The sequence below is a fragment of the Pseudomonas sp. BT-42-2 genome (assembly GCF_025847435.2).
Classification (GTDB): Bacteria; Pseudomonadota; Gammaproteobacteria; order Pseudomonadales; family Pseudomonadaceae; genus Aquipseudomonas; species Aquipseudomonas urmiensis.
In genome coordinates, this window is sequence record NZ_JAOYTM010000007.1 from 53,207 (window position 1) to 72,640 (window position 19,434).

The 19,434-nt window shown below is 62.2% G+C and carries 15 protein-coding genes and 3 pseudogenes; 10 read left to right on the plus strand and 8 right to left on the minus strand.

Annotation, left to right across the window (positions count from 1 at the left end; all coding sequences use genetic code 11):
* Positions 1 to 47: 47 nt before the first annotated feature.
* The 5 genes from OIU19_RS06940 to OIU19_RS06960 are packed head-to-tail and all read left to right on the plus strand — an operon-like array spanning position 48 to position 6,541.
* Positions 48 to 3,509: a response regulator gene (locus OIU19_RS06940; RefSeq protein ID WP_264234392.1), complete on the plus strand. Its 3,462-nt coding sequence runs from the start codon at positions 48 to 50 to the stop codon at positions 3,507 to 3,509.
* On the plus strand, positions 3,506 to 4,327 hold the full coding sequence (locus OIU19_RS06945) for a protein-glutamate O-methyltransferase CheR (protein WP_264234393.1): 822 nt from the start codon (positions 3,506 to 3,508) through the stop codon (positions 4,325 to 4,327). Before OIU19_RS06940 ends, OIU19_RS06945 begins: the two co-directional genes overlap by 4 nt.
* The gene (locus OIU19_RS06950) at positions 4,324 to 4,899 is read left to right on the plus strand and encodes a chemotaxis protein CheB (RefSeq protein ID WP_264234394.1); all 576 of its coding nucleotides are present in this window, start codon (positions 4,324 to 4,326) and stop codon (positions 4,897 to 4,899) included. The genes OIU19_RS06945 and OIU19_RS06950 overlap by 4 nt, the downstream gene beginning before the upstream one ends.
* The gene (locus OIU19_RS06955; RefSeq protein WP_264234395.1) at positions 4,893 to 6,119 is read left to right on the plus strand and encodes a hybrid sensor histidine kinase/response regulator; all 1,227 of its coding nucleotides are present in this window, start codon (positions 4,893 to 4,895) and stop codon (positions 6,117 to 6,119) included. Before OIU19_RS06950 ends, OIU19_RS06955 begins: the two co-directional genes overlap by 7 nt.
* 44 nt (positions 6,120 to 6,163) lie before the next feature.
* Entirely contained in the window at positions 6,164 to 6,541 is a 378-nt protein-coding gene (locus tag OIU19_RS06960; RefSeq protein WP_186553503.1) for a response regulator, read from the plus strand.
* Positions 6,542 to 6,612: 71 nt separating this feature from the next.
* Here OIU19_RS06960 and OIU19_RS06965 read toward each other — a convergent pair whose 3' ends face one another.
* From OIU19_RS06965 to uvrA, 4 genes are all read right to left on the minus strand, one after another.
* Positions 6,613 to 7,407, minus strand: a complete 795-nt coding sequence (locus tag OIU19_RS06965) for a class II aldolase/adducin family protein (RefSeq protein WP_264234396.1) — start codon at positions 7,405 to 7,407, stop codon at positions 6,613 to 6,615.
* Between the two features lie 22 nt (positions 7,408 to 7,429).
* Entirely contained in the window at positions 7,430 to 8,566 is a 1,137-nt protein-coding gene (locus tag OIU19_RS06970; RefSeq protein WP_264234397.1) for an acyl-CoA dehydrogenase family protein, read from the minus strand.
* Positions 8,567 to 8,751: 185 nt separating this feature from the next.
* On the minus strand, positions 8,752 to 9,642 hold the full coding sequence (locus tag OIU19_RS06975; RefSeq protein WP_264234398.1) for a LysR family transcriptional regulator: 891 nt from the start codon (positions 9,640 to 9,642) through the stop codon (positions 8,752 to 8,754).
* Positions 9,643 to 9,826: 184 nt separating this feature from the next.
* Positions 9,827 to 12,439 carry an excinuclease ABC subunit UvrA gene (gene uvrA / locus OIU19_RS06980; RefSeq protein ID WP_264234399.1) on the minus strand — a complete coding sequence of 871 codons (2,613 nt, stop codon included), beginning with the start codon at positions 12,437 to 12,439 and terminating at the stop codon, positions 9,827 to 9,829.
* Positions 12,440 to 12,683: 244 nt separating this feature from the next.
* On the opposite strand from uvrA, the gene OIU19_RS06985 reads away from it, so the two are divergent.
* On the plus strand, positions 12,684 to 13,388 hold the full coding sequence (locus OIU19_RS06985) for an SDR family oxidoreductase (protein ID WP_264234400.1): 705 nt from the start codon (positions 12,684 to 12,686) through the stop codon (positions 13,386 to 13,388).
* A gap of 73 nt (positions 13,389 to 13,461) precedes the next feature.
* Here the strand turns inward: OIU19_RS06985 and OIU19_RS06990 are convergent, their stop codons facing one another.
* The 3 genes from OIU19_RS06990 to OIU19_RS07000 all read right to left on the minus strand — a co-directional run bounded on the left by OIU19_RS06990 (position 13,462) and on the right by OIU19_RS07000 (position 15,565).
* Positions 13,462 to 13,797 (minus strand): hypothetical protein, encoded by a 336-nt coding sequence (locus tag OIU19_RS06990; RefSeq protein WP_186553497.1) that lies wholly within the window; start codon positions 13,795 to 13,797, stop codon positions 13,462 to 13,464.
* A 116-nt stretch (positions 13,798 to 13,913) separates the two neighbouring features.
* Complete coding sequence (locus OIU19_RS06995) at positions 13,914 to 14,537, minus strand: glutathione S-transferase family protein (protein ID WP_264234401.1); 624 nt, start codon at positions 14,535 to 14,537, stop codon at positions 13,914 to 13,916.
* A gap of 74 nt (positions 14,538 to 14,611) precedes the next feature.
* Positions 14,612 to 15,565 carry a LysR family transcriptional regulator gene (locus tag OIU19_RS07000; RefSeq protein WP_264234402.1) on the minus strand — a complete coding sequence of 318 codons (954 nt, stop codon included), beginning with the start codon at positions 15,563 to 15,565 and terminating at the stop codon, positions 14,612 to 14,614.
* Positions 15,566 to 15,840: 275 nt separating this feature from the next.
* On the opposite strand from OIU19_RS07000, the pseudogene OIU19_RS07005 reads away from it, so the two are divergent.
* From OIU19_RS07005 to OIU19_RS07015, 3 pseudogenes are all read left to right on the plus strand, one after another.
* A pseudogene (locus tag OIU19_RS07005) lies at positions 15,841 to 16,668 on the plus strand (amidohydrolase).
* Between the two features lie 74 nt (positions 16,669 to 16,742).
* A pseudogene (locus tag OIU19_RS07010) lies at positions 16,743 to 16,970 on the plus strand (MFS transporter); the annotation flags it as partial.
* Positions 16,971 to 17,066 (plus strand): annotated as a pseudogene (locus OIU19_RS07015) (3-oxoacyl-ACP reductase); the annotation flags it as partial.
* Between the two features lie 14 nt (positions 17,067 to 17,080).
* Here the strand turns inward: OIU19_RS07015 and OIU19_RS07020 are convergent.
* A complete protein-coding gene (locus OIU19_RS07020; protein WP_264234403.1) occupies positions 17,081 to 18,016 on the minus strand; it encodes a LysR family transcriptional regulator in 936 nt (311 codons plus the stop codon).
* A gap of 121 nt (positions 18,017 to 18,137) precedes the next feature.
* On the opposite strand from OIU19_RS07020, the gene OIU19_RS07025 reads away from it, so the two are divergent.
* A complete protein-coding gene (locus OIU19_RS07025; protein WP_264234404.1) occupies positions 18,138 to 19,259 on the plus strand; it encodes an alkene reductase in 1,122 nt (373 codons plus the stop codon).
* The last annotated feature ends 175 nt before the right edge of the window (positions 19,260 to 19,434 follow it).

A 19,434-nucleotide genomic window follows, 5' to 3' on the forward strand; every position in this document is an offset into this window, starting at 1 on the left:
TTCCGCCACATGTATTCAACGGACTTTTTTCGCTCGGGCGTTTTCAGATGATTCAAGCAGCCTCGATGGACCAGCAAAGCTTTCGCAAGCTGTTGAGCCGCAACATCGGCTTGCCTTTGGGGGTGGGCCTGTTAGGCGCCGTGGCTTTCGTCGCGGTGATCAACTACCTGCTCTCGGCCATGCAGTGGGTCGAGCACACCGACCGGGTGATCGGCAATGCCAATGAAACGGTCAAGCTGTCGATCGATATGGAAACCGGCATGCGCGGTTTTCTGATCACCGGTGATGAACGCTTCCTCGATCCTTATGAGGTGGCTAAACCGCGGATCTTCAGCAGCCTGGAAAGCCTGCGCGACATGGTCGCGGACAACCCGACCCAGGTTGAGCGGGTCAATCGGCTGATCGCCCTGCAAAGAGCCTGGAATGATTTTGGCCATGAAATGATTGTCCTGCGTCGCACCCAGGGCGACTACCAACTGGCCCTTGGTAATGGTCGCGGCAAGCGTATCACCGACGAAATTCGTAAAGAATTCGACGCCTTGGTTGCAGCTGAACAGCAGCTGCGCCAGGCGCGTAACGAAACGGTCAACACTGTCACCGTGACCGCCATAAGCGCGTTCGTGCTGTTCATCGTTGCCTTGAGCGGCTTGTTGGCCTACCTGGGCCGTCGTGATCTGTTGGCGCTGTCTGATAGCTATACCGAGAACCTGCAAGCCCAGCAGCGCTCGGCTGAGCGCCTGGAACACCAGGCCTGGTTGCGCAACGGCCAGACGCAGCTGGCCGAACAGGTGCTGGGCCAGCTGACCCTGCCCATGCTCGGGGAAAACATCCTGCGCTTCTTCGCCACTTATCTGGGCAGTGTGGTAGGCGCTCTGTATGTGCGTAACGAGCATGGCCAACTGCTGCGGGTGGCCAGTTATGGCCTTAACGCCGAAGAGCAGGCCCGCACCCAGAACCTCGGCTCGCATGACGGCCTGCTGGGTGAAGCTGTACGCCAGGCGCGCATCGTGCGCCTGGAGCAACTGCCCGAAGACTATTTCCATCTCAGTTCAGGGCTTGGCAGCGGCTTGCCGCGCAGCGCGCTGCTGATGCCCAGCCGCGATGATGGGCAGATCAACGGCGTGCTCGAACTGGGCTTCCTGCGTCCGCTCAGCGAGCGCGACCTGGAGATGCTGGAGCGGGTCGCGGAAAACGTCGGCATGTCGATCGAGAGCGCCCGCTATCGCCAGCGCCTGCAAGAAGTGCTGGCCGAGACGCAGCAGCTCAATGAAGAGTTGCAGGTCCAGCAGGAGGAACTCAAGACCGCCAACGAAGAATTGGAAGAACAATCGCGAGTGCTCAAGGAGTCCCAGGCGCATCTGGAAACCCAGCAAGCCGAGCTTGAACAGACCAACGAGCAACTGTCCGAGCGCACCGACGCCCTGGATCGCAAGAACAGCGAGCTCAACCAGGCCCAGCAAGAGCTGCAAGCGCGCGCCGAAGACCTGCAGCGCTCGAGCAAGTACAAGTCCGAGTTCCTCGCCAACATGTCGCATGAGCTGCGCACGCCGCTCAACAGCTCGCTGATCCTGGCCAAGCTGTTGGCTGAGAATGGCGAAGGCAACCTCAGCGAGGAGCAGGTCAAGTTTGCCGATTCGATCTATTCGGCCGGCAACGACCTGCTCAACCTGATCAATGACATCCTCGACATCGCCAAGGTCGAGGCCGGCAAACTCGAAGTGCGCCCCGAGACCACTCAGGTCGAGCGTCTGGTCGAGGGCCTGCGCGGCATGTTCCAGCCGCTGGCAGCCGACAAGGGCCTGGACTTCCAGGTGCAACTCGAGCATCCGTTGCCGGCGACCCTGTTCACCGACCGCCAGCGCCTGGAGCAGATTCTCAAGAACCTGCTGTCCAACGCCATCAAGTTCACCGAGCGCGGCCAAGTCAGCATGACCATCAGCCAGCAGGCCGGACTAGGCATTGTGTTCGCCGTACGCGACAGCGGCATTGGCATTGCTGCCGATCAACAGCAAGCGATCTTCGGCGCCTTCCACCAGGTCGACGGCACCAGCAACCGCCGCTATGGCGGCACGGGCCTGGGCCTGTCGATCTCGCGCGACTTGGCGCACCTGCTCGGTGGCCAGATCAGTGTCGACAGTAGCCCCGGCCAAGGCAGCGTGTTCAGCCTGATCCTGCCCGAGCGCTATGAATCGGCCGCTGAGCAGGTCGAAGTGCAAACCCTGCGTCCGGCCGTGGATCAACTGCCGCCGGTGCCACAGGTGGCGGCGCCGGCGCCGGTGGCTCGGCATAGCTTTACCGACGATCGTGAGCTTGCGCCCTTTAGCAATCGCTGCATCCTGGTGATCGAAGACGAGCCGAATTTTGCCCGCATCCTGTTCGACCTGGCTCATGAGCTGGGCTACAGCTGCCTGGCCGCCCAGGGTGCCGACGAAGGCTTCCAGCTCGCCGCGCAGTACTTGCCGGACGCGATCCTGCTGGACATGCGCCTGCCCGATCACTCCGGGCTTACCGTGCTGCAGCGTCTCAAGGAACAAGCCAGCACCCGCCACATCCCGGTGCACATCATTTCGGTCGAAGACCGCATCGAAGCGGCCATGCACATGGGCGCAGTCGGCTATGCGGTCAAGCCCACCAGCCGCGAGCAGCTCAAGGAAGTCTTCGCCCGCCTGGAAGCCAAGCTGACCCAGAAACTCAAGCACATCCTGCTGGTCGAAGACGACGACCTGCAACGCGAGAGCATTGCCCGCCTGATCGGCGACGACGATATCGAGATCACCGCCGTGGCCATGGCCCAGGACGCCCTGGAGCTGCTGCGCGAGAACATCTATGACTGCATGATCATCGACCTGAAGCTGCCAGACATGCTTGGCAACGAGCTGCTCAAGCGCATGACCGCCGAAGATATCCGCAGCTTCCCGCCAGTGATCGTCTACACCGGGCGCAACCTCACCCGGGAAGAAGAGACCGACCTGCTCAAGTACTCGCGCTCGATCATCATCAAAGGCGCACGCTCGCCTGAGCGTCTGCTCGATGAGGTCACGCTGTTCTTGCACAAGGTCGAATCGCAGCTGTCCAACGAGCGCCAGCGCATGCTCAAGACCGCGCGTAGCCGCGACAAGGTGTTCGAGGGGCGCAAGATCCTCCTGGTCGATGACGATGTGCGTAATATCTTCGCCCTCACCAGTGCCCTGGAGCACAAGGGCGCCATCGTCGAGATTGGCCGCAACGGGCGCGAAGCGCTCGAGCAATTGGACAAACACGACGACATCGACCTGGTGCTGATGGATGTGATGATGCCGGAGATGGACGGCTACGAGGCGACCCGGCTGATCCGCCAGCAACCGCGCTGGCGCAAACTGCCGATCATCGCCGTGACCGCCAAGGCGATGAAGGACGACCAGCAGCGCTGCCTGCAAGCAGGCGCCAATGACTACCTGGCCAAACCGATCGATCTGGACCGACTGTTCTCCCTGATCCGCGTCTGGCTGCCGCAACTGGAGCGAATTTGACTAGCGAGCGCAACACCGACATCGAGATCCGGCTGCTGATCGAGGCGATCTACCTCAAGTACAGCTACGATTTTCGCAATTACTCCGGCGCTTCGATCAAGCGTCGGATCCTTCACGCCCTGCGCCAGTTCGACTGTCGCACGGTGTCGGCGCTGCAAGAACGGGTGCTGCACGACCCCGGCATGTTCATGCAGTTGCTGCAGTTCCTGACCATTCCGGTCAGCGAGATGTTTCGCGACCCCGGCCACTTCCTCGCCTTGCGCCAGGAAGTGGTGCCGCTGCTGCGCACCTGGCCCTCGATCAAGATCTGGATCGCCGGCTGCAGCACGGGCGAGGAGGTCTACTCCATGGCCATTCTGCTGCGCGAAGAAGGGCTGCTGGAGCGCACCATCCTCTACGCCACCGACATCAACCCGCACTCGCTGGAAAGGGCCAAGCAGGGCATCTACTCGATGCAGAGCATGCACGGCTACGAAGAGAACTACCGCAAGGCGGGCGGGCGGCGCGACTTCAATGAGTACTACACCGCCGCCTACGGCAACGCCATCATGGACAGCAGTCTGCGCGACAATGTCACCTTCGCTGACCACAGCCTTGCTACCGACAGCGTATTTTCCGAAACCCAGCTGGTGTCGTGCCGCAATGTGCTGATCTATTTCAACAAGGATCTGCAGGATCGCGCCTTGGGCCTGTTCCACGAATCTTTGTGCCACCGCGGCTTTTTGCTGCTCGGAAGCAAGGAGTCGGTAGACTTCTCCGCCTACAGCGACCGTTTCGAGGCGTTGGTCAAGCCCGAACGGATCTTTCGCAAATCATGAACGGCGTCGATGCGGTAGTCATCGGCGCCTCGGCCGGCGGTGTCGCTGCGCTGTTCAAAGTGCTTGGCGGGTTGCCACAGGGCTTTGCCATCCCGGTGCTGTGCGTGCTGCACCTGCCCGACGATCGCCACAGCCAGTTGGCCGAAGTGCTGCAGCGCAAGATTGGCCGTCCGGTGCGTGAGGCGCTGGACAAGGCGACGATCGAGCCGGGGCTGATCTATGTCGCAGGACCCGGTTATCACCTGTCGGTGGAGGGCGATTTGAGCCTGTCGCTGAGCCAGGAGGCGCCGGTGCATTTCTCCCGCCCGGCGATCGATTTTCTGTTCACCTCCGCGGCTGATGCCTACCGCGCGGGGCTACTTGGCGTGCTGCTGACCGGTGCCAACGAAGACGGCGCCCAGGGCCTTGCCTACATCAAACAATGCGGAGGCCGGACGGTGGTCCAGGACCCTGAAGACGCACAGGTCGCGCTGATGCCGGAGGCCGCGCTGGCCCTGCACAGCCCAGACCATATACTTTCTCTGAGCGGTATCGGGCAGTTGCTCGCTACCCTGGAAGATCGCGCATGCTAAGCCAAATCATCGCCAAACTGCTGATCGTCGACGACCTGCCGGAAAACCTCCTGGCCCTCGACGCCCTGATCCACGGCGAGGATCGTGAGGTGCATCAGGCGCAATCGGCCGAGCAGGCCTTGTCGCTGCTGCTCGAGCATGAGTTCGCCCTGGCCATTCTCGATGTGCAGATGCCGGGCATGAATGGCTTCGAACTGGCCGAACTGATGCGTGGCACGGAAAAGACCAAGAACATCCCCATCGTCTTCGTCAGCGCCGCCGGGCGCGAAATGAATTACGCCTTCAAAGGCTACGAAAGCGGCGCGGTGGACTTTTTGCACAAGCCGCTCGATACCCTGGCGGTGAAGAGCAAGGTCTCGGTGTTCGTCGACCTGTATCGCCAGCGCAAAGTCCTCGATCGTCAATTGCAGGCGTTGGAGCGTAGCCGCCAGGAGCAAGAGCTGCTGCTCAGCCAGCTGCAGGTGGCCCGCGGCGAGCTGGAGCACGCGGTGCGTATGCGCGATGACTTCATGTCGATCGTCTCGCACGAAGTGCGCACCCCGCTCAACGGCCTGATCCTCGAAGCCCAACTGCGCAAAATGCACCTGGCGCGAGGCAATCTGGCGGCGTTCAGCGAGGACAAGCTGCAGGCCATGGTCGAGCGCGACGAGCGGCAGATCAACAGCCTGATCCGTCTGGTCGAAGACATGCTCGACGTCTCGCGCATCCGCACCGGCAAGTTGTCGCTGCGGCCCAAACCGTTCGATCTCGCCCAGCTGGTGCGCGGCCTGCTGGAGAATTTCGTCGCCCAGGCTAGCGCGCTGGACACGCGCATCGAGCTGGAACAGTGCGAGGCCCTGGCTGGCGAGTGGGATGAATTTCGGATTGAACAAGTGCTGGCCAACCTGTTGTCCAATGCCTTGCGCTACGGGCAACGACGACCGGTCAAGGTGCGGGTGTTCGCCCAGGACGGCATGGCCTGGGTGCAAGTCCAGGACCAGGGGATTGGCATCAACGCCGCCAACCAGCAGCGGATATTCCAGCAGTTCGAGCGGGTGGCAACCCAGCAGGCCAGCGGCGGCCTGGGCCTGGGGCTGTATATTTCCGAACAGATCGTCCAGGCCCATGGCGGGCGCATTCAGGTCGACAGCGAGGAGGGCAAGGGCTCGACATTCAGCGTGCTGCTGCCGCTGCCGGCGCTGTCGCAACAAACCGACCAGGCGCAGGCAACCTCTGCGTAAGCCTGGGGTCAGATGGCCAACTTATTGAATTTCAAGGCGTTGTCATGAGCGAAGATGCACAAGACGTGGTACTGGTGGTCGAGGATGAACCGGCGATTCGGATGATCCTGCGTGATTACCTGTCCGGTGAGGGTTACCACGTGCTGGTGGCCGAGGATGGCCAGCAGGCGTTTGACATTCTGGCGAGAAAACCGCACCTGGATCTGATCGTCACCGACTTTCGCTTGCCGGGCGGCATTTCTGGGGTGCAGATCGCCGAGCCTGCCGTGAAACTGCGACCGGATCTGAAGGTGATCTTCATCAGCGGTTATCCGGCGGAGATCCTCGAATCCGGCAGCCCGATCGCGCGCAAGGCACCGATTCTGGCCAAGCCGTTTGATCTGGATACCCTGCACGAGCAGATCCAGATGCTGCTGCGCTGATCTTTCAAGGCTTCATCGCACGGGCAGGCCACTGCCGCCTTGCCCGCGATCAAGGCCCTATGGGCGAGCCGTCACTGCTGGTAATCGCGCCCCTCGCGATCGAGCTGACGGATCAGTGCATCCCAATGGCGCTGAATGCCTTCTCCAAACCCATCGGAAAAGCGTTTGGATTGCTCGTGCACCTTGGCAATCGCCGCCGCTGATGCGTGCAGCAACTGGGCATTGCCGCCCGCTTGCGCCGCCACCTGGATGTTGCAGGCACGTTCCAGCCCATGCAGTTCACGGAACGCGTGCTCGACGCTGATGCCGCCGGTCAGCAGGCCATGATTGCGCAGGATGAGAATGTTGCTCTGACCCAGATTGGCCACCAGGCGTTGCTGCTCATCCAGATCCAGCGCCACGCCTTCGTAGTCGTGATAGACCACGCGGCTGTAATAGGCCAAGCCATGCTGGGAAATCGGCAGCAAGCCGTGGCGCTGAGCCGACACCGCCGCACCATCGCGGGTATGGGTGTGCAGCACCGCTTTCAGATCCGGGCGAGCGCGGTGGATAGCACTGTGGATGACATAGCCGGCTTGGTTGATGCCCAGCCCCAGCGGATCATCGATGATGCTGCCATCGACGTCGACCTTGACCAGGTTGGAGGCGGTGATTTCGTCGAACAACAGGCCAAAGGCGTTGATCAAGAAGTGCTCGTCCGGCCCTGGCACGCGGGCCGAGAAGTGCGTGTAGATATGGTCGGTCCAGCGAAACAGCGCCGCCAGGCGATAGGCGGCGGCCAGCTTGACCCGCACCTCCCACTCCTGGTGGCTGACTCGCTGGCGCACCGAGCGGGTGGCGTCGGTGACGAAAGACAATGAACTCATGGCAATCTCCGCTAGAGGGGGGTTATGCACCGGCCGGTGCCAGCGCTGCACGACCAACCTGGCCGAGGACTACGTCGTCTTGTGGGGTGTGGATGCGGCTGCACAGCACGTCACGATAATGCCGCTCCAGCGGGTTACGCCGCGACAGCCCGGGGTTGCCAGCGGCTTCGATGGCCAGTTCGACAGCATTGATGGCGTTGCTGCTGACCAGGTGCTTGATCTGCCCGGCATGCCGCGCATCGACCTGCCCGGTCGCGGCAGCGTCGAGCAGGTTGCAGTTGGCGAACAGCAGGGTGTCGATACGCCCGAGCACCTCCTGAAAACGCCCTAGGCTTGCCAGCGGCGCGCCGAGGTTGCTGGGTGTGCGCGATAGCAGGAACTGCACCAGCCAGTCGCGTGCGGCCTGGGCCACGCCGTCGTAAAGCGCCGGCAGCAACACCGACATCCACAACTGGCCTTCGCCATCGAGCTCTGGGCGTGGCGCGCTGGCTGGGCTGACGTTGACCGCATGATCCAGTGGGATCAGTACATCGTCGAAGCGCACTTCATGGCTGCAGGTGGCGCGCATGCCCAAGTGGTCCCAGTCATCGATGATGCTGATACCGGGGCTGTCCTTGTGCACCAAAAAGCCGCCGATCAGTGGATCGCTGTCATCACTGCGCGCCCACACCAGGTACCAGGTCAGGCCGTGGCTGCCGGTGGAGTAGATCTTGCGCCCAGACAATCGCCAGCCATCAGCGGTGCGCCGCGCCACGGTCGCAGGCAGGCCACCGCGCGTCGGCGTGCCCAGATCTGGCTCGACCCGAAAGGCGTTGATCAGCGCGCCGTTGTCCACGGCATCGCGAGCCACCCGCAGGCGCAGGTGCTCAGGCCAGCGGCCTTGCTCTTGCAAGCGAACGTGTTGCAGATACTGCATCGCCAGGATCAGCGCAGTTGACGGGTCGCCCTTGCCGACGGCGGCGACCACCCGCCGCGCGGTAGGCAAGTCCGCGCCGCCGCCGCCCAGGGCACTGGGTACGGTCAGCCCGAGCAGGCGGTATTGGTGCAGCAGGGCGAAATTGTCGTGAGGGAACTGACCACTGCGGTCATAGCGCTCGGCGTTGGCAGCCAGGGCTTGAGTAAGCTCGGCCAGGGCGCGATCGGAAGGTGGGTGACTCATGGGTATTCATCCCTGGAACACGGTAGATTTGTTAAGACCGTATTCGTCTGGATGAGAGCTGTAAAAGTCTTTTTGGTTCTATGCTAATTATTTGTTTTAAGAATTTAATTCATCCTACTTTATGCGTTTATTTCATTAGTTTGCTTGAGTGAAGCCTTGATCCGCAGCCCAGGGTACAGCGAGGCCTAGCTGCGCAACCGCGCTCCAGCAATTTCGCCAAACAGCTCCACCGGCTCCTGCAAATTGCCCAGGTAGCGCGGATGGAACAGCCACAGATCCACCTGCGGCTTGAAATCACTGACGTTTACCACCTCCAGTTGATCCCTGTGACGACTGGCCAGCAGCAGCGGTTCAGGCACCAGCCCCAGGCCCTGGCCACTGGCGACCAGGCCTAACTGCAAGTCCGTGCCAAAGGTCTCCAGGTTGATCGACAGCGACAAACCCTGCTCGCTGAGCGCCCGTTGCAGACCTGCGCGGAACCCGCAACCATCAGGGTTGAGCACCCAGCCTCGGGTATAGCAGTCCTTGAGCTTGTAGTTGCGTTTGCTGGCACTGCCCTTGGCTGCGACCACGCGCAGCGGCATGCGCCCGATCGACTGGCTGGCGATGCCTTCGGGGAAGATCTTGCCGGGCGGGAACAGTGCGGCTGCCGCATCGAGCTCGCCGTTTTCCATGCGCGTGATCAAGCTGCTGCCCCAGCCGCTGCTGACTTGGGTGCGCAACACCGGATAGACCTCGCGAATCTTCGCCAGGGCATCGAGCAAGACCACATCGCCCAAGGTTTGCGGTACGCCCAGGCGCAGGGTGCCGGAGGGCGCGCCATCATTGGCCACCAGCTCACGCAGGGCATCGATTTCACGCAGGATCGCCTTGCACTGCTCATACACCCGCAAGCCCATCGGCGTGGGTTTGAGGGGCTTGGTATTGCGGTCGAGCAGCGTGGCGCCCAGGTCTTGCTCGAAGTTCTGCAGGCGCCGCGTGATGGCCGGCTGGGTCAGTTGCAGGGCTTCGGCGGCAAGGTTGGTCGACTGGCAACGGATAACCGCCACGAAGGCGTCCATGTCATCGATTTTCATATTCGTCGCTCACATATTGAGGCGGGAAGACATACCTCTCAAGAATAATCTGCCTAGGCTCGGTTGTCACAGTTGACGTTCATCCGCAGGGCCCTTTCCATGGGCAAGCCCGCTTCCACAAAGGACAGCGTGGTTCGTGCGGTGAGGCGCGAGCGGGCCCCGCGATGCGCTACCAGCACCGCGATCAGCGCAAGGCACCCGCCAGAAACGGCGCCGTGCGGCTGTGCCGATGCTTGGCCACCGTCTCAGGCCTGCCGCTCACCACCACCTTGCCCCCCGCAGCCCCAGCTCCTGGGCCGATATCGATCACCCAGTCGCTCTGCGCCACCACCCGCATATCATGCTCGACCACCACCACCGTGTGCCCGGCATCGACCAGGCGGTTGAGTTGCACCAGCAGGCGATCGACATCTTGCGGATGCAGGCCATTGGTAGGTTCATCCAGCACATACAAGGTCGCGCCGCGTGCCGTGCGCTGCAACTCGGTGGCCAGCTTGATCCGTTGTGCCTCGCCGCCAGACAGCTCGGTAGCAGGCTGCCCCAGGCGCAGATAACCCAGGCCGATGTCCTGCAACACCTGCAAGCTGCGGCGGATACCGGGCTGTTCGGCGAATACCTCGAGGGCTTGGTCAACGGTCATCTGCAGCACCTGGGCGATGTTCATGTCCTGCCAGGTCACCGCCAGGGTTTCGGGGTTATAGCGTGCACCGTGGCAAGTGGGGCAGGGGGCGTAGACGCTGGGCATGAACAGCAACTCGACGCTGACAAAGCCTTCTCCCTCGCAGGTTTCGCAGCGACCTTTGGCGACATTGAACGAAAAGCGCCCGGCATCGAAACCTTGCGCCTTGGCCTGCTCGGTGGCCGCGAACAGCTTGCGCACGTGATCGAACAACCCGGTGTAGGTCGCCAGGTTGGAGCGCGGGGTGCGGCCGATCGGTTTCTGGTCAACCTTGACCAGGCGCTTGATCTGCTCCATCCCGGCCACGATCTGGCCAGTGCTGGTCGGCTGCGGTTCATCTTCCAGGCTCTGTTCTTCAGCTTCCTCAGGCTGCTGCGGCTGGCCCAGGTGGGCGCCGACCAGTTCCAGCAGGGCCTGGCTGACCAGGCTCGATTTGCCCGATCCGGAGATGCCGGTGACGGCGCTGAAACAGCCCAGTGGAAACTGTGCGCTGAGCGCATCGAGGTTGTTGCGGGTGATGCCTTCCAGGCGTAGCCAGGCGTGTGCCTGGCGAGGCTGATGTTGGCTGCTGGCCTGCTCTGCGAACAGGTAGGCGCGGGTGCGCGATGCCTGCACCTGGCGCAAGCCTTCGGGTGGCCCACTGTAGAGAATCTGCCCGCCATGCTCGCCAGCAGCCGGGCCGACATCGACCAGCCAGTCGGCCCGGCGCATGGTGTCCAGGTCATGCTCGACGACGAACACCGAGTTGCCGCTGGACTTGAGCCGCTGCAAGGCGGCATAGAGCGCTTGGCTATCGGCCGGATGCAGGCCGGCGGAAGGTTCGTCGAGCACGTAGATCACGCCGAACAGCTGCGAATTGAGCTGGGTGGCCAGGCGCAGGCGTTGCAGCTCACCGGAGGACAGCGTCGGCGTGCTGCGTTCCAGCGCCAGGTAACCCAGGCCCAAGTCGATGAGGGTGTCGATGCGCTCTAGCAACTCAGCGGCGATGCGTTGCGCGGCCAGGCGCTTTTCCAGCGACAGGTTGGGTGTGTGGCGCACATCCGGGCCGCCGCTGTGCGCAGGCTCACCCTTGGCCGCGCGTTGTTGGCGGGCGGCGCGGGTTTGTTGGTGGGTGAGCGTTTCTGAGGTTTGTTCAGGCTGCTGCAAGTAGTCGGCTGCGGCAACGTGCCTGAGCACCTTGGCCAGCTCTTGCAGCGGCATCTGTGACAGCTCGGCGATATCCAGGCCGGCGAAGGTCACGGTCAGTGCCTCGCGCTTGAGGCGTTTGCCTGCGCACAGCGGGCAGGGGCTGGGGCGCATGAACTGAGAGACACGCTTGCGCATCTGCGCGCTTTGCGACTGCATGAAAGTGTGCAGCACGTAGCGCCGGGCGCCACTGAAGGTGCCCTGGTAGCTGGGTTCTAGCTTGCGCTTGAGTGCAGCGCGGGTTTGCGCTGGGGTCAGGCCGGCATAAACCGGTACGGTCGGCGTTTCTTCCGTGAACAGAATCCAGTCGCGCTGCTCCTGGGGCAGATCGCGCCAGGGGATATCCACGTCGTAGCCCAGGGTCACCAGGATGTCGCGCAGGTTCTGCCCTTGCCAGGCCATCGGCCAGGCTGCGACTGCGCGTTCACGTATGGTCAGCGAAGGGTCCGGGACCATGCTCGTTTCGGTCACCTCGTAGACCCGGCCCAGGCCGTGACATTCGGGGCAGGCACCCTGCGGGGTGTTGGGTGAAAAGTCCTCGGCGTAGAGCATCGGTTGCTCGGCCGGATAGCTGCCGGCACGCGAGTAGAGCATGCGGATCGAGCTTGAAAGGGTGGTGACACTGCCCACCGAGGAGCGGGCGCTGGGCGTGCCGCGTTGCTGCTGCAAGGCCACCGCGGGCGGCAGGCCTTCGATGGCGTCGACATCCGGTACGCCAACCTGGTCGATCAGGCGCCTGGCGTACGGCGCGACGGACTCGAAGTAGCGGCGCTGGGCTTCGGCGTAGAGCGTCGAGAAGGCCAGCGAGGATTTGCCCGAGCCGGACACCCCGGTGAACACCACCAGCGCGTCGCGGGGGATGTCGACGTCTACGTTCTGCAGATTGTGCTCGCGGGCGCCACGCACCCTGACGAAGCCGGAATGTTGCGGCATGCGGCAGTCCTGTTGCGTAAAGATTCTACCTTAGCGTGTTTGCCGAGATCTTGGGACTACAGCCCTCAGCATGACCCTGTAGGAGCTGGCCTGCCTGCGATGGGCCGCAAAGCGGCCCCCTAAATCGCAAGCCAATAGATTTTCTACAGGCTACAAGTACTATTGATCACTGCTGCTGATCCCAACCAAGGTGTAGGCTGAACCTCACATCACCGCAGACTTCGCGTAAAAGCCAGGAGCCCCTATGTCAGTAGAAAAAGTAGCTATCGTAACCGCCGGCGGCAGCGGCATGGGCGCCGCTGCCGCCAAGCGCCTGGCCGCCGATGGCTTCAAGGTCGCCATCCTGTCTTCGTCCGGCAAAGGTGAAGCGCTGGCCCAGGAGCTGGGCGGCATTGGCGTCACCGGCAGCAACCAGTCCAACGCAGACCTGCAGCGTCTGGTCGACGCGGTCATGGAAAAATGGGGCCGGATCGATGTGTTGGTCAACAGCGCCGGTCACGGCCCGCGTGCACCGATCCTGGAGATCAGCGACGAAGACTGGCACCAGGGCATGGAAACCTACCTGCTCAATGTCATTCGCCCGAGCCGCTTGGTCACGCCGATCATGCAGGCCCAGAAAGGCGGGGTAATCATCAATATTTCCACCGCCTGGGCGTTCGAGCCGAGCGAGTTGTTCCCTACTTCGGCGGTGTTCCGTTCAGGCTTGGCAGCCTTCAGCAAAATCTTCGCCGACAACTTTGCCGGCGATAACGTGCGCATCAACAATGTATTGCCCGGCTGGATCGACAGCCTGCCGGCCACTGAGCAGCGGCGCGACAGTGTTCCGCTCAAGCGCTATGGCACCAGCGAGGAAATCGCTGCCACCATCGCCTTCCTGGCCAGCGAAGGGGCGGCCTACATCACCGGGCAGAACATCCGCGTCGATGGCGGGGTGACCCGCAGCGTTTGATGACCAGGCGCGCCCCACGCCGTGCGATCGGCGGCCGGGCGCGCCCATTGGGGAGCGCTGTCAAAGCGCTGGGTTACTGGACGTTGTTCAGCTTGATCACATCACCGGAAACCTTGGTGGTGTAGCCATTCAGGACCCAGGCCCAGAACCACTTTTCCTGCACTTGGGTATTGATCAGCGCATCGCCGCCCTTGGCCTTGATCGCCGCGTCCTGTGCACGGACAAAGCGGCTGTTCTGACGGATCGGGATAAGGCCGAACAGCATCAGGCCGGTGGCGCTGGCTTCACTGTGACCCAGCACGGTGTACTGGCTGCTGTCATAGTGGGCCGATTTGATCGGGGCACCGGTGCAACCTGCCAGAACCAGGCCGAATGCGCATGCGGCTACAACTTTACTGAGGTACTTCACTGAACAGCTCCAGGGGCCAAAGGCCGGGATCCAATTCCCGGGGGGCGACACTCTAGCCGGCCGATCAACCACTGGTAAAGCGGGGCGTTTTGCCCGCAAGGCGTGGCCGAGCGTGTCTAGGGCGTGCCGGTGCGACCATGCAGGCGAAAACCGGGTCGCTCGCTGAGCCGCTCATAATAGGCCTCGACTGATGGCAACGGCGGGTGGGCAAAAGGTGTTGCGAACCAGCGGTGGACCGACAAGCCGATGGGGATGTCGGCCAGTGAAAAGGCGTCGCCGGCCACGTAAGCCCCTGTTGCTTCGAGCTGCTGGTCGAGTATCTGCATGTAGTTGGACCATTGCGCCAAGCCAGCGGCAAGCGCCTGGCCATCCTGATGCGCAGGCGATTGCCTGACCAATGACATGAAGGCATAGCTCCAGGAACGGTTCAGATCGGAGGCCTGCCAATCGATCCATTGATCCACGCGTGCCCTGGCCCTGGCTTCGGCCGGATAGAGCGCGCTCTGGCCATCACGTGTGGCCAGGTAGCGGATGATGCTGTTCGATTCCCACAGGGTGAAGTCGCCATCCTGGATAACCGGAACCATGGCATTGGGGTTCAGCGCCAGAAACTCAGGCAGCGCTGTCGGTTTGAAGCCCGCGCCCCAGTCCTCTCGTTCAAAGCCGATGTTCATTTCCGCGCAGGCCCATAGCACCTTGCGCACGTTGATCGAGGCCGCTCTGCCCAGTATCCGTAACATGTGGTCGTCCTTGTCTGGCGGGAAATCAATCGTCTATGACAGTCGTACAGCGGTCAACCCGTCACCGTCCCGGTTCATGAATTGGGCAACTCGAAGCCGGCGATAGCACGGCCAACGTTTACCGCCTGCGCCCGCAGCACCCGCATCAGGTGCAGCGCCGCTTGCGACGGTGGCTCGAAGCGCGAATAGACGAAGCTGATATCGAAGTAGATTTCCTCGGCCAGTGGCACCACCGTCAAGCCGCTGTCTTGCGCCACGAACTCATCGATGATGCTCAGGCCCATGCCTTGCTTGACCAACGCCACCGCCTCGACGGCGTTGGTGAACGATAGCAGCGAGTGCAGGTGCAAACCGTGGTGCTCGATCTGTTGCGCGAGCAGTTGGCCAAACGGCATGTCGGGCCTGAACAGCAGCAGTGGCTGCCCCTCAAGCTGTTGCAGCGACAGCACTGGTTGCTGCGCCAGCGGGTGGTCGCCAGCCATCACCACCACCATGCGCCCGCGCATGAATGCCTGCGAATGCAGATGGTCATGCACGACCGGCAAGGCGGCGATCGACAGGTCGACTTTCTTCGACAGGATCTGGTTGGGCATCTCGTTCATCAACGAGGTCTGCCACTCGATGTTCAGTGACGGCGACTCAAGCTTGAGCTGCGCCAGCGCCGTGGGGAGGACCACCGTCGACAATGACGCGCTGCACGACAGGCGCAGGTTGCGCTGTGAGCCAGAACCTAGTGACAGCGCGCACTCGTTGACCGCCAATGCTGCCTGATAGACCCGCTCGACCTCGCGAAACAGGATCTGTGCCTCGCCAGTGGGCACCAGTCGATTGTTGATTCGCTCGAACAAGCGGTAAGCCAGGCGGCCTTCGATGTAGCCGATCAACTTGCTCACCGCAGGCTGGGAGACATACAGCATTTTCGCCGCCGCGCTGATCGACCCGGTCAGCATTACCGCGCGAAACACCTCCATATGGCGCAGCTTGAACACCATCGTGCTGGACGCTGCAGCTTCTCTGCCGGGGAGCATGGTCATTACCTTTGGTTATGGTTTTCGCCATCTGTGTATGAGCGTTAGTACATCGCCGGCAGTATCGTTAGCCCAAGCCCGCCGCCGTGTCGGCGAACAATAACAAGATCTGCAAAACGCTGCAGTGGCCTTGCCGCGCTGAGCTACGCAGGCCCTTTAGGAGCGGGCTTGCCCGCGAATACGATTGTGGATTCACTGACCTATTCGCGGGCAAGTCCGCTCCTACAGGGGGCGCGTTAACTCAGCAATGGAGGGTCGTGCCAGGGGAGAGCCGCGTGAACATCTTTGACGAGCCCAAGATCGATTGCCATAACCATGTGTTTGATCCAGCGCGATTTCCTTATCACCCCGCGGCACCCTATGCCCCCTCCGGCCAGGAGGTCGCAACGTTCGAGCAATTTAGCCTGCTGATGGATGCCTACGGTGTGCGTCACGCCCTGCTGGTCGGGCCGAACAGTGGCTATCACACCGACAACCGCTGCCTGTTGCACGCGTTGGCAGCTGGCCATGGGCGCTTGCGCGGCGTGGCGGTGGTCGAGCCTGACATCGGCATCGATCAGCTGGCGGCGCTACAGCAGCAGGGCGTGGTCGGGGTGGCGTTCAATCCTGCGCTCTACGGGGTTGAGGTCATGCAGGGTGCACAAGCCTGTTTGGGCAAGCTTGCCGAGCTGGGCATGTTCGCCCAAGTGCAGGTTTGTGAAGACCAGTTGCTGCACCTGCAAGGGCTGCTTGAGCGCAACCCGGTACGTGTGCTGATCGACCATTGTGGCCGCCCGGATGTGCGCGCTGGACTGCAACAGTCGGGCTTTCAGGCGTTGCTCAAGCTGGCGAGCTGCGGGCGGGTCAGCGTCAAGTTGTCCGGTATGCAGAAATTCGCCGCCAGCGAGGATCTGCTTGGGCAGAGCAGGGCCTAGGTGCAGGCCTTGATCGCCGCCTTTGGGGCCGATGCCTGCGTCTGGGGTTCTGACTGGCCCTTCATTCGGCAACGTTCGCGGGTCGATTACGGCCCGCTGCTGAAACTGGCAGAGCAGCTGATGCCCGACCCGCAGCTGCGCCGCAAGATCATGTGGGACACCCCACGACGCTTGTTCGGTTTTACCTGACGCGCGCAAGCGGATGCTCCCCCAGGGAGTTGCCTGGGCATTGATGACATACCAATAACAAGAGACCCGACATCATGAACTCTGAGCAAAAGATCGGCTTGGCGGTGTTCGACACCCCAGCTCAGCAACATGCCAAGACCCGTACCCGTTTCATGATTCTGGCGCTGATCTGCGGCGGTACCATGATCAATTACCTGGACCGCAGCGTGATGGGCATCGCCGCGCCCAGCATCAGCGCCGACCTGGGCCTGAATGCGGCCATGAAGGGGCTGATTTTCTCGGCATTTTCCTGGACCTACGCCGAGATCGCCAACATGGTGACTTGGATCGCGGGGCCGGAATGCAGCTTTACCACAGGCTTTGTCTTCGATCTGAGCGGGGGCAGGGCGACTTATTGAGGCCGCTGTTTGCTTCACGGGACACTGCGGTTGTGCGTGCCATGCGACGCCAAGCGTGGCAGCAGGTAATCGAGCAGGGCCCTGACCTTAGGCAGGCTCTCGCGGCTCTTGAGCCATACCAGGTTCATCGGCAAGCCATCGGTGGCCAGCTGTGGCAGCACCTCGACCAGCGCACCTGAATCGAGGTGGCGCTGCGTGAGCCAGGTCGGCAGCTGGCCGATGCCATGCCCAGCCAGCACTGCCGCGACTTCCCCTTCACCATCGCCAACGGCAATGCGCGCCTGCACCGTTCGGCGCTCCATCTCGCCCGGCTGGCGCCCTTTGAAATACCAGGGGCTGACCAGCCCATCCGCCTGGCCGTAGCCCACGCAGTGGTGTGCATCCAGATCGCGCTCGCTGCGGGGGACGCCATGGCGCTCAAGGTAGGCGGGCGCTGCGCAAAAAATCAGCCGTTGCGCGCCGAAGTAGCGATGGCCGAGGTTCGCCGGCCACGCATCCGGCCCGCCGATGCGCACGACGATATCGATGCCTTCGTGAACCGGATCGACGAACCGGTCCGAGAACGAAATGTGCGGCTGCAGCAACGGGTGCAAGCCAATGAAATCGAGGATCAGCGGCAGCACGTGCATCCTGCCGTAGGAGGCTGGCAGGTCGATCCGCACTTTGCCGTGCGGCTCATTGCCCGCGCTGACCAGCGCGTGCTCGACCTCTTCCAAATCTGCCAGTACCGCAGTGCAGGTGCGATAGAACGCGGTGCCTGCTTCTGTCAGTGACAGCTTGCGGGTGGTGCGGTTGAACAGGCGCACGCCCAGTCTGCCTTCCAGACGCGCGACACTTTTACTGACCGCTGAACTGGTCAGGTTGAGCCGCTCTGCTGCTGCGGTAAAGCTGCCAAGGTCAGCAGTCGCGACGAATACGTCGATGCCCTTGAGCCGTTCAGACGAGTACATGCCACGCTCCAATTGATGAATCAAATTCCATTCACTTGAGAAATCTTTGCGCAGATAACCGAAGATTTCTTCAATAGGCTAACCCACACGCAGTATTACTCACTACCTGTGGAGACCTTTCGTGAGCCTGTTCAGCGCATTCCAACTCGGCGATACCGTACTTCGAAACCGCTTCGTCATGGCCCCGATGACCCGTTCGCGTTCACCGGGCGATGTCGCCAATGCACTAACCGCGCTGTACTACACCCAGCGCGCCAGCACCGGCTTGATCGTGTCCGAGGGCACGCCGATCTCGCGCGAGGGCCAGGGTTACTTGTTCAACCCAGGTATCTACACCCCTGAACAGATCGCCGGCTGGCGCCTGGTGACTGATTCGGTACACAGCGTTGGCGGCAAGATCTTCGCCCAGCTGTGGCACGTTGGGCGGGTGTCGCACACCTCGATCCAGGAAGGTGGCAAGGCACCGGTCAGTTCAACCAGCAAAGCGGCTGAGGGCGCGTTCGCCTTTGGCTATGCCGACAACGGCGAGCCAGGTTTCGTCTCGACCTCGCAACCCCAAGCGCTGTCGAGCGAAGCGGTCGGCCGGGTGGTGCGCGATTTTGCCCAGGCTGCGGCTAATGCGATTGAAGCGGGCTTTGACGGCGTCGAAATTCATGGCGCCAACGGTTACCTGCTGGAGCAGTTCCTCAACCCCAAGGTTAATGACCGCACTGATCAGTACGGCGCGCAGAACCTGGACAACCGCCTGCGTTTCGTCTTCGAAGTGGTCGACGCCGTGTGCCAGCGTATTGGCGCCGGGCGCGTGGGTATTCGTTTCTCGCCGTACGGGCAGTTGATGGACATGCCGCTGTACGATGAGATCGACCAGACCTACAGCGCGCTGTGTGCCGGCTTGGGCGAGCGCGGCATTGCCTATGTCCATGTGATGGACCAGACCCACTTCTTCCTGCGTGCCGAAACGGCCGTAGCGCGCGAAGATGCGCTCAAGGCGTTGCTGGTCAGTTGCCGCAAAGGCCTCAAGTCGACCCGCTTGATTCTGGCCGGTGACCTTACCCTGCAACGTGCGCAAGAGTTGGTGGCGTCGGGGCTGATCGACCTGGCTGGGTTTGGCCAGCCATTCATTGCCAATCCGGATCTGGTCGCACGGCTGGAAAATGGCTGGCCGCTGGCGGTGGCGAACAAGGACACCTACTACGGGGGTGGGGCAGAAGGCTACATCGACTATCCGCCCTATCTGGGCTAGGACGGCGTTTCAGGGGCCTACCGTTGTGCTGCTGGAGTGGTTGTCTGGGCTGGCCCCATCGCGGGGCAAGCCCGCTCCTACCCAGGCGGCGCCACACCGGTGGGAGCGGGCTTGTCCCGCGATAGGGCCACAGCAGGCGGCGTGTTCGTGTGTACTCAGGCAAAACGGGCCCAGG

Bases quoted from the DNA above. Each gene is read 5' to 3' on its own strand.
- OIU19_RS06940 (WP_264234392.1), top strand. From the start codon at position 48: ATGATTCAAGCAGCCTCGATGGACCAGCAAAGCTTTCGCAAGCTGTTG.
- OIU19_RS06950 (WP_264234394.1), top strand. From the start codon at position 4,324: ATGAACGGCGTCGATGCGGTAGTCATCGGCGCCTCGGCCGGCGGTGTC.
- OIU19_RS06955 (WP_264234395.1), top strand. From the start codon at position 4,893: ATGCTAAGCCAAATCATCGCCAAACTGCTGATCGTCGACGACCTGCCG.
- OIU19_RS06960 (WP_186553503.1), top strand. From the start codon at position 6,164: ATGAGCGAAGATGCACAAGACGTGGTACTGGTGGTCGAGGATGAACCG.
- OIU19_RS06965 (WP_264234396.1), bottom strand. From the start codon at position 7,407: ATGAGTTCATTGTCTTTCGTCACCGACGCCACCCGCTCGGTGCGCCAG.
- OIU19_RS06970 (WP_264234397.1), bottom strand. From the start codon at position 8,566: ATGAGTCACCCACCTTCCGATCGCGCCCTGGCCGAGCTTACTCAAGCC.
- OIU19_RS06975 (WP_264234398.1), bottom strand. From the start codon at position 9,642: ATGAAAATCGATGACATGGACGCCTTCGTGGCGGTTATCCGTTGCCAG.
- uvrA (WP_264234399.1), bottom strand. From the start codon at position 12,439: ATGCCGCAACATTCCGGCTTCGTCAGGGTGCGTGGCGCCCGCGAGCAC.
- OIU19_RS06985 (WP_264234400.1), top strand. From the start codon at position 12,684: ATGTCAGTAGAAAAAGTAGCTATCGTAACCGCCGGCGGCAGCGGCATG.
- OIU19_RS06995 (WP_264234401.1), bottom strand. From the start codon at position 14,537: ATGTTACGGATACTGGGCAGAGCGGCCTCGATCAACGTGCGCAAGGTG.
- OIU19_RS07000 (WP_264234402.1), bottom strand. From the start codon at position 15,565: ATGCTCCCCGGCAGAGAAGCTGCAGCGTCCAGCACGATGGTGTTCAAG.
- OIU19_RS07020 (WP_264234403.1), bottom strand. From the start codon at position 18,016: ATGTACTCGTCTGAACGGCTCAAGGGCATCGACGTATTCGTCGCGACT.